Origin of the sequence: Geminicoccus sp. (assembly GCF_035556675.1) — a bacterium.
GTDB lineage: Bacteria > Pseudomonadota > Alphaproteobacteria > Geminicoccales > Geminicoccaceae > Geminicoccus.
The window spans coordinates 1-7,274 of sequence record NZ_DATMFZ010000176.1; the positions used below are offsets into that span (position 1 = coordinate 1).

The following is a 7,274-nucleotide window of genomic DNA, read 5'->3' on the forward strand; positions in this document are numbered from 1 at the left end:
TTGCACAACTGGTAAGTGTGGCTTCCGTTGATGCCGGCGCTTTTTATTTCCGGCAGCCGCAGCTCAGGCTCGATGCCCGCATCGGGCGCACCGTCAGCCGGTCAGGATGTCGCCCCGGGCGATGATGAACTCGGCCGCCCCCCTGATGTCGGCGGCGATCGCTTCCCTGGCGGCGGCACCCTGGCCCCGGTGGATCGCCTCCAGCGCCTGGGCGTGGCGACGATAGGCGCCGCCTTCCACCAGCCGGTCCGGCTTGCCGCGGGTCTCCAGATTGATGATGGGCCCGACCCGGAGCCAGAGCTGCTCGATCAGCTCGACCAGCATCGGCATGCCGGAACTCCGGTACAGCGCGAAGTGGAAGTTCATGTTGAGCTGGACCGCCCGGGCGAGGTCCGGGCTGCTGGACAGGCTTTCCATGCGAAAGCCGGCCTCGGCCACCGCCATCGCCTCCAGGTCGGCGGCGGTCCGGACGGATGCGGCCCGCTCCGCGGCAAAGCCCTCGACCTCGATCCGGATTGCCGTCAGCTCACGGAATTGCGCCACGTCGGTGAGCGGCACCCGGATCGCGCGGCTGGGAGTCACCTCCAGCGCATGGTCGGCGACCAGCCGGCTGACCGCGGCACGGACCGGCATGATCGACACGCCCAGCGCCTCGGCAGCCGAGCGGAGCGACAGACGCTCGCCAGGTGCCAGGCGGCCGGAGATCAGGAGCTCACGCAGCCGCCGATAGGCCCGGTCGCCCAGCGTGTCCCGATCCACCGGGAGGAGTTGCTGCATGTTGAACAGGCTGGCCACTTATCGCGATCCGTGATCACACAACCGCTCTAGCATGGTTCTGCTGCCTGGCAGCTGATCCTGCACTGGTGCGAATGGCTGGCTAGACAAGCTGGAAAACCTGCACTAGGCAACCGTGATCACGGATCACAAAAAAGGCCGTGGATCAGGGATGCCCAGGTGGAAGCCGGGCCCGAATCGGCCGCTGCTCCGGCGCCATGCCAGGCAGCAGCGCCGCAGGTTCGCCGGCCATCGAGACAGGTGAGCAGGCGATCCCTTCCCGGCAGGAGCGCTTACTCATGGCGGCACGCGACAAAGTCATCATCACCTGTGCGGTGACCGGCGCCATCCACACGCCGTCCATGTCGCCCCACCTGCCGGTGACCCCGGAGGAGATCGCCGATGCCGCGGTGGGTGCCGCCGAGGCGGGTGCCGCGATCATCCATCTGCATGCGCGCGACCCCGAGAACGGCATGCCGGTGCAGACCCCGGAATCGTTCGGCCGCTTCCTGCCGATCATCAAGCAGCGCTCGGACTGCGTGGTCAACCTCACCACCGGCGGCGGCATCGGCATGACCGTGGAGGAGCGGGCCAAACCCACGGCGGTGTTCAAGCCCGAGGTCGCCTCGCTCAACATGGGCTCGATGAACTTCGCCACCTTCCCGATGCTCAAGCGCTTCAAGGAGTTCAAGCACGCCTGGGAGCGCCCCTACATCGAGAAGACCAAGGACAACATCTTCAAGAACAGCTTTGCCGACATCGAGTACATCCTGAAGCTGTGCGCCGGCAACGACACGCGCTTCGAGTTCGAGTGCTACGACACGGCGCATCTCTACAACCTGGCCTATTTCCTCGAGCAGGGCCTGGTGAAGCCGCCGCTGTTCGTCCAGACGGTGTTCGGCATCCTGGGCGGGATCGGCACCCATCCGGAGGACGTGGCGCACATGAAGCGCACCGCCGACCGGCTGTTCGGTGACCAGTATCGCTGGTCGGTGCTGGGGGCGGGCCGCCACCAGATGCGGATCGCCGCCCAGGCGGCGGCGATGGGCGGCAATGTCCGGGTGGGTCTGGAGGACTCGCTGTGGGATGGCCCGGGCAAGCTCGCGGAAAGCAATGCCGCCCAGGTGCGCCGCGCCCGCCAGATCATCGAGGGGCTGGGCATGCAGATCGCCAGCCCCGCCGAGGCCCGCGAGATCCTGGAGCTCAAGGGCGGGGATCGGGTGGAGTTCTGAGCGAACGGACCTGTCCCGCAACGAACGGGGCCGGCCGCCATGATCTGGGAGCAAGCACGATGACCGACAGGATCACCAGGCGCGGCCTGGTCAAGGGTGGCACCATGCTGGCGGGTGCCGCCGCCGGCTTTGGCACCTTCTATGGGCCGTGGAAGCACAACCGCGCCTATGCGCAGGAAGGCAAGCCCATCAAGATCGGGCTGACCTGCGATGCCAGCGGCATGTATGGCGCGTCCGGCCGCGACGAGCTGCGCGGCATCACCATGTGCATCGACGAGTTCAACGCGAACGGCGGCGTGCTCGGGCGCAAGATCGAGTGGATCACCGCCGACACCGAAACGAACCCGGCCACCGCCAGCCGCGTCGCCGAGCGCTTCATCACCCGTGAGGACTGCTCGATCCTGATCGGCGCCATCCATTCTGGCGTGGCCAACGCGATCACCCAGGTGGCCGAGAAATACGGCACCATCTACCTGAACTCCAACTCCTCCGCGCCCACCGAGGCCGGCGAGAACTGCTCGCGGATCAAGTTCGTCTGGGACGGAAACGGCACCAACTTCACCATGTCCTCGGTGAAGGCGGCGGTAGAGCGGGTCGGCAAGAAGTGGCTCCTGCTCACCAACGACTATGTCTGGGGCCACGAGACCTCGGACGCGACCCGGAAGCTGGTCGAAGAAGCGGGCGGCGAAATCATCGACGAGCTGCTGATCCCGCAGAACACCCGCGACTTCACCTCCTACCTGCTCAAGATCCAGCAGATCTCGCCGGAGGTGGTGGCCCCGGCGGTCGGCGGCGACGACGGCAAGATCCTGCGTGCGCAGGTGGCCGAACTCGGCCTCGACAAGCAGGCCGCCTGGGTCCAGAGCCAGCAGGACTGGCCGGACGTGTGGAGCGCCCCTGACAGCATTGTCGGCATCTTCGGCACCAACTGGTACCACAAGCTCAAGCTGCCGGGCGTGGACGACTTCGTGAAGCGTTGGCAGGCCCGTGCCGATGCGGATGCGATCCCAGTGCCCGGCAACGTGTCCTACTGCGGCTACACGGCGATGCGCGAGACGCTGCGCGCGATCGAGCGCGCCGGCAGCACCAACAACATCGCGATCATCAAGGAGCTGGAGCAGCTCAAGATCCCAGCCGCCGACCGGATGCAGGATTACGACGCCTGGATGAACCCGGACACCCATCACCTGCAGCAGACCATCTACCTGGCCCGCCGCAACCCGAACCCGGTCGACGACACCGATCTCTACGAGATCATCAGCGCGTCCAAGCCGGAGGACGTGATCGACCCCGAGGAAGGCAAGCTGTGCAAGCTGGCCCCCTACGAGCAGATCCCGACGGTCGACGGCTGAATGAACCTTGGCGGGAGCCGTGGGTAGGCGGAGCGGATGTTCAACCTGATCCCCTTCCTCATCAACGGGCTGACGCTGGGCCTGCTGTTCGCGCTGATCGCGCTCGGCTTCATGCTGATCGTGGGCGTGATGGAGCAGATCAACCTGGCCCACGGCTCCCTGTTCGCGCTCGGCGCCTATGTGGCCTACGCGCTGCTGGGCCCGCCTTTGCCGCTGCCGGCGGGGGTGGGCGAGTGGTGGGCCGAGCTGCCCCTGGGGCTGCGCTACGTCCTGGCGCTGGTGGTCGCACCCTGCATCGTCGGGCTGCTCGGCATCCTGATCGAGCAGGGGATGCGCCGCACCTACGGCAAGGACCCGCTGTTCGGGCTCCTGCTCACCTTCGGCGCCGCCATGGTGATCGAGGACGTGATCCGCTCGATCTGGGGGACGCGCGACTACATCCTGCCGACCCCGGACGCGATCTCGGGCGGCTTCATCGCGCTGAACCTGATCTGGTCGACCTATCGGTTCTTCGCCGCCTTCGCGGCTTTCGTGTTCATCCTGCTCACCTGGCTGCTCATCGAGCGGACCCGGTTCGGCGCGGTGATCAAGGCGGGCGCCCATGACAGCGAGATGGTCCGCGCCCTGGGCTATGACCTGGCCAAGCTGCGCATCGCCGTGTTCGCGATCGGCACCATGCTGGCGGCGGCAGCCGGCGTCATCATGGCGCCCATCTGGGGCATCCGCCCGCATATGGGCGTGGACGCGGTGATCCCGGCCTTCCTGATCATCGTCCTGGGCGGGGTCGGCTCGTTCTGGGGGGCGGTGATCGCGGGCCTGATGGTCGGCATGGTCATCGGCCTCACCGCCGCCTACGCGTCCGAATGGTCGCTGCTGTCCATGTACATCCTGCTGATCGTGGTCGTGACCTTCCGCGCCCGCGGGCTGTTCGGCAAGAAGAGCATCCTGGAGGCCTGACGCCGATGCAGACCCCCGCCCATGCCGGCCGCCTGATCACCCCCGCCATGGTGGGCGTGGCGCTGGTGCTCCTCACCGTGCCGCTCTGGATCGCCAAGGTCGGGCTCTACCAGTATATCGGCGTCGAGATCCTGATCTGGGCGATCTACGCGCTGGGCTTCAACCTCCTGCTGGGCACGGCCGGCCTGCCGTCCTTCGGGCACGGCGCCTTCTTCGGCATCGGCGCCTATGCGTTCGGGCTCACCCAGTTCCACGTGGCCGCGAACCTGTGGGTCTGCCTCCTGGGCGGCATCCTGGCGGCGAGCCTGGCAGGAGCCCTGGTGGCCGGGTTCGTCGCGCGGCGGCGCGGCATCTACTTCGCCTTCCTCACCATCGCGTTCGGCCAGGTGTTCTGGTTCATTGCCATGAAGGCGCGCAACGTGACCGGCGGCGAGGACGGCCTCCTGCCGATCGCCCGGCTACCGGCCGACTTCGGCATCGTGTCCTTCGACCTGACCGGCAACACGGCCCTTTATTTCTTCGTGCTGGCCCTGTTCCTCGCGACGGTGGTGGCGCTTTGGCGGCTGACCTACTCGCCGTTCGGCCGGGTGCTGTCGGCGATCCGCCAGAGCGAGCTGCGCGCGGCCCATCTCGGCTACCAGGTGGTGCTGTTCAAGATGCTGGCCTTCGTCGTCTCCGCGGCGTTCGCCGGCCTTGCCGGCAGCCTGTTCGCCATGGCGCAGGGCGGCGCTTTCCCGGAGGTCATGGCGCTGCACTATTCCGGCTACATCGTGATGATGGTGCTGGTGGGCGGCGGGCTGGTCAGCTTCTGGGGGCCGGTGATCGGCGTCGTGGTGTTCCTGCTGGCACGCGACCTGCTGGGGGCGGTGACCCTCACCTGGATGCTCTGGTTCGGTCTCCTGTTCGTGGCGGTGATCCTGTTCAAGCCGGAAGGCATCGCCGGGGTCTTCCAGGACCTGCGCCGGCGCTTCTCCCGCCAGCCGGCGGCACCCGCACAGCCGGCCGCCCGGAGCACGTCGTGAGCGCGCTGGAGGCCCGCCAGGTCCATGTCCGCTTCGGCGACCGGGTGGTGCTGGAGGAGATGAACTTCAGCGTGGCGCCCGGCGAGCTGCACGGCATCATGGGGCCGAACGGGGCCGGCAAGACCACCTTCTTCAACGTGCTGACCGGCCGGGTGCGGCCCAGCCGCGGCCAGGTGCTGGTGGACGGGAAGGACGTGACCGGCCTGCCGCCGCACCGGATCGCCGCGCTCGGCGTGGCGCGCTCCTTCCAGATCATGACCCTGTTCGACGAGTTCAGCGCGCTGGAGAACGTCGCCCTGGCACGGCCGGCCTTCCGTGCCCAGGCGCTGCATGGCCATCGCGCCGCGATCGGCGACCCCGAGGCCGATGCCGCGGCGCGCCTCGTGCTGGACGAAGTGGGGCTGGGCAGCAAGGCCGATGTGCTGGCGCGCGACCTGTCCTATGGCGAGCGCCGCGCCCTCGAGATCGCCGTGGCGCTGGCGCAGGAGCCGCGCGTGCTGTGCCTGGACGAGCCGACCTCAGGCCTGGGCAGCGACGGCATCGCCCGGATCGCGGAGATGGTCCGCCGCCTGAAGGGCCGGCTCGCCATCGTGGCGATCGAGCACGACATGGAGTTCCTGTTCGGCCTGGCCGACCGGATCTCCGTGGTCCACTGGGGCCAGGTGATCGCGCACGGCCGCCCGGACGAGCTGAAGGCCAACCCCTGGGTGCGCCGGTCCAACCTGGGGCGGTTCGGATGATCCTCGAGGTCGACGGCATCCACACCTTCTACGGCGAGACCCAGGTCCTGTTCGGGGTCTCGTTCGACGTGCGCCCGGGCGAGGTCGTGGCGCTGCTTGGCCCCAACGGCGCCGGCAAGACCACGACGCTGCGCTCGATCCTCGCACTCACCCGCCCCTCGCAGGGCAGGGTGCGCTTCGACGGCGCCGACGTCACCGCCTGGCCGACCCACCGGGTCGCCCGGGCCGGGATCGGCTGGGTCCCGGATGACCGCCGGCTCTGCCCCACGCTCAGCGTCGCCAAGAACCTGCAGATCGCGGCCAAGCGCACGCGCTTTCGTGCCTGGACCGTCAAGGACTGCTGCGGGATCTTCTCGGCCCTGGACCACCTGATGCACCGCGATGCCGAGAACCTGTCGGGTGGGGAGATGCAGATGGTCGCGATCTCCCGGGCTCTGCTGGGCTCGCCGGGCCTGGTCCTGTTCGACGAGCCGAGCCAGGGCCTCGCCCCCAAGATCGTCGAGGACGTGCTCGCCACCATCCGCCATCTGCGCGACGAGGGGGTAGCCTCGGTAGTGGTGGAGCAGAACGCCGAGCTGGCGCTGTCGGTGGCCGACCGGGCACTGGTGCTGGATCGGGGCCGGGTCGCCTGGCGGGGCGAGGCGGACGAGCTGCGCCATGACCGGGCGCTGCGCCAGCGCCTCCTGGGAGCCTGACGCCATGTCGGAGCCGATCCTGCGCCTGGACGGTGTGCGCAAAATCTACCGCAAGGGCACGTTCGACCGCACGCCGACCTTCCAGCTCCAGGCCGACCTCGTGTTCGAGCAGAGCGCCATCGTCGGCGTGGTCGGGCCGAACGGGGCTGGCAAGACGACCCTGTTCGAGATGATCACCGGCTCCAACACGCCGAGCGCCGGCAAGGTGATGGTGGCGGGCGCCGACATCCACCGGGTGCGCTACGGCGAGCGCGACCGACTGGCGATCCACTATCACCAGTCCTATCAGGTGCGCTCGTTCCGCCGCATCCTGCCGTCCTTCCTGCTGGACCGCTCGCCGACCCGGCAGCCGATCCTGCACCTGTTCGACGAGCCGCAGTTCAACACGCAGGACGGCTATATCGGCTTCATGCTCGACTTCTTCCGCAGGCTGCGCGCCGAGGGCAAGCTGGTGTTCGTCTGCCTGCACCCGACCGCACGCTACCATCTCGAGATCCTGAAC

8 protein-coding genes are annotated in these 7,274 nt (G+C 68.1%); 7 read left to right on the forward strand and 1 reads right to left on the reverse strand.

All coding sequences use genetic code 11. From position 1 onward, the window contains the following. Positions 1-93 precede the first annotated feature (93 nt). Positions 94-795 carry a GntR family transcriptional regulator gene (locus VNS22_RS13195; RefSeq protein ID WP_325733113.1) on the reverse strand — a complete coding sequence of 234 codons (702 nt, stop codon included), beginning with the start codon at positions 793-795 and terminating at the stop codon, positions 94-96. Between the two features lie 278 nt (positions 796-1,073). Between VNS22_RS13195 and VNS22_RS13200 the strand changes: the two genes are divergently transcribed. The 7 genes from VNS22_RS13200 to VNS22_RS13230 all read left to right on the forward strand — a co-directional run. After that, positions 1,074-2,006 (forward strand): 3-keto-5-aminohexanoate cleavage protein, encoded by a 933-nt coding sequence (locus VNS22_RS13200; RefSeq protein ID WP_325733115.1) that lies wholly within the window; start codon positions 1,074-1,076, stop codon positions 2,004-2,006. 59 nt (positions 2,007-2,065) lie between these two features. Further along, on the forward strand, positions 2,066-3,358 hold the full coding sequence (locus VNS22_RS13205) for an ABC transporter substrate-binding protein (RefSeq protein WP_325733117.1): 1,293 nt from the start codon (positions 2,066-2,068) through the stop codon (positions 3,356-3,358). 36 nt (positions 3,359-3,394) lie between these two features. Further along, the gene (locus tag VNS22_RS13210) at positions 3,395-4,315 is read left to right on the forward strand and encodes a branched-chain amino acid ABC transporter permease (protein WP_325733119.1); all 921 of its coding nucleotides are present in this window, start codon (positions 3,395-3,397) and stop codon (positions 4,313-4,315) included. 5 nt (positions 4,316-4,320) lie between these two features. Then, on the forward strand, positions 4,321-5,337 hold the full coding sequence (locus tag VNS22_RS13215) for a branched-chain amino acid ABC transporter permease (RefSeq protein WP_325733121.1): 1,017 nt from the start codon (positions 4,321-4,323) through the stop codon (positions 5,335-5,337). Continuing rightward, a complete protein-coding gene (locus VNS22_RS13220) occupies positions 5,334-6,077 on the forward strand; it encodes an ABC transporter ATP-binding protein (RefSeq protein WP_325733123.1) in 744 nt (247 codons plus the stop codon). The genes VNS22_RS13215 and VNS22_RS13220 overlap by 4 nt, the downstream gene beginning before the upstream one ends. Continuing rightward, a complete protein-coding gene (locus VNS22_RS13225; RefSeq protein WP_325733125.1) occupies positions 6,074-6,772 on the forward strand; it encodes an ABC transporter ATP-binding protein in 699 nt (232 codons plus the stop codon). The genes VNS22_RS13220 and VNS22_RS13225 overlap by 4 nt, the downstream gene beginning before the upstream one ends. 4 nt (positions 6,773-6,776) lie before the next feature. After that, positions 6,777-7,274: ATP-binding cassette domain-containing protein (locus tag VNS22_RS13230; protein WP_325733127.1), on the forward strand; the 498-nt coding region annotated here is incomplete at its 3' end.

Excerpts from the sequence above, each read along its gene's own strand:
- VNS22_RS13200 (WP_325733115.1), top strand. The coding sequence starts at position 1,074 with ATGGCGGCACGCGACAAAGTCATCATCACCTGTGCGGTGACCGGCGCC.
- VNS22_RS13205 (WP_325733117.1), top strand. The coding sequence starts at position 2,066 with ATGACCGACAGGATCACCAGGCGCGGCCTGGTCAAGGGTGGCACCATG.
- VNS22_RS13210 (WP_325733119.1), top strand. The coding sequence starts at position 3,395 with ATGTTCAACCTGATCCCCTTCCTCATCAACGGGCTGACGCTGGGCCTG.
- VNS22_RS13215 (WP_325733121.1), top strand. The coding sequence starts at position 4,321 with ATGCAGACCCCCGCCCATGCCGGCCGCCTGATCACCCCCGCCATGGTG.
- VNS22_RS13225 (WP_325733125.1), top strand. The coding sequence starts at position 6,074 with ATGATCCTCGAGGTCGACGGCATCCACACCTTCTACGGCGAGACCCAG.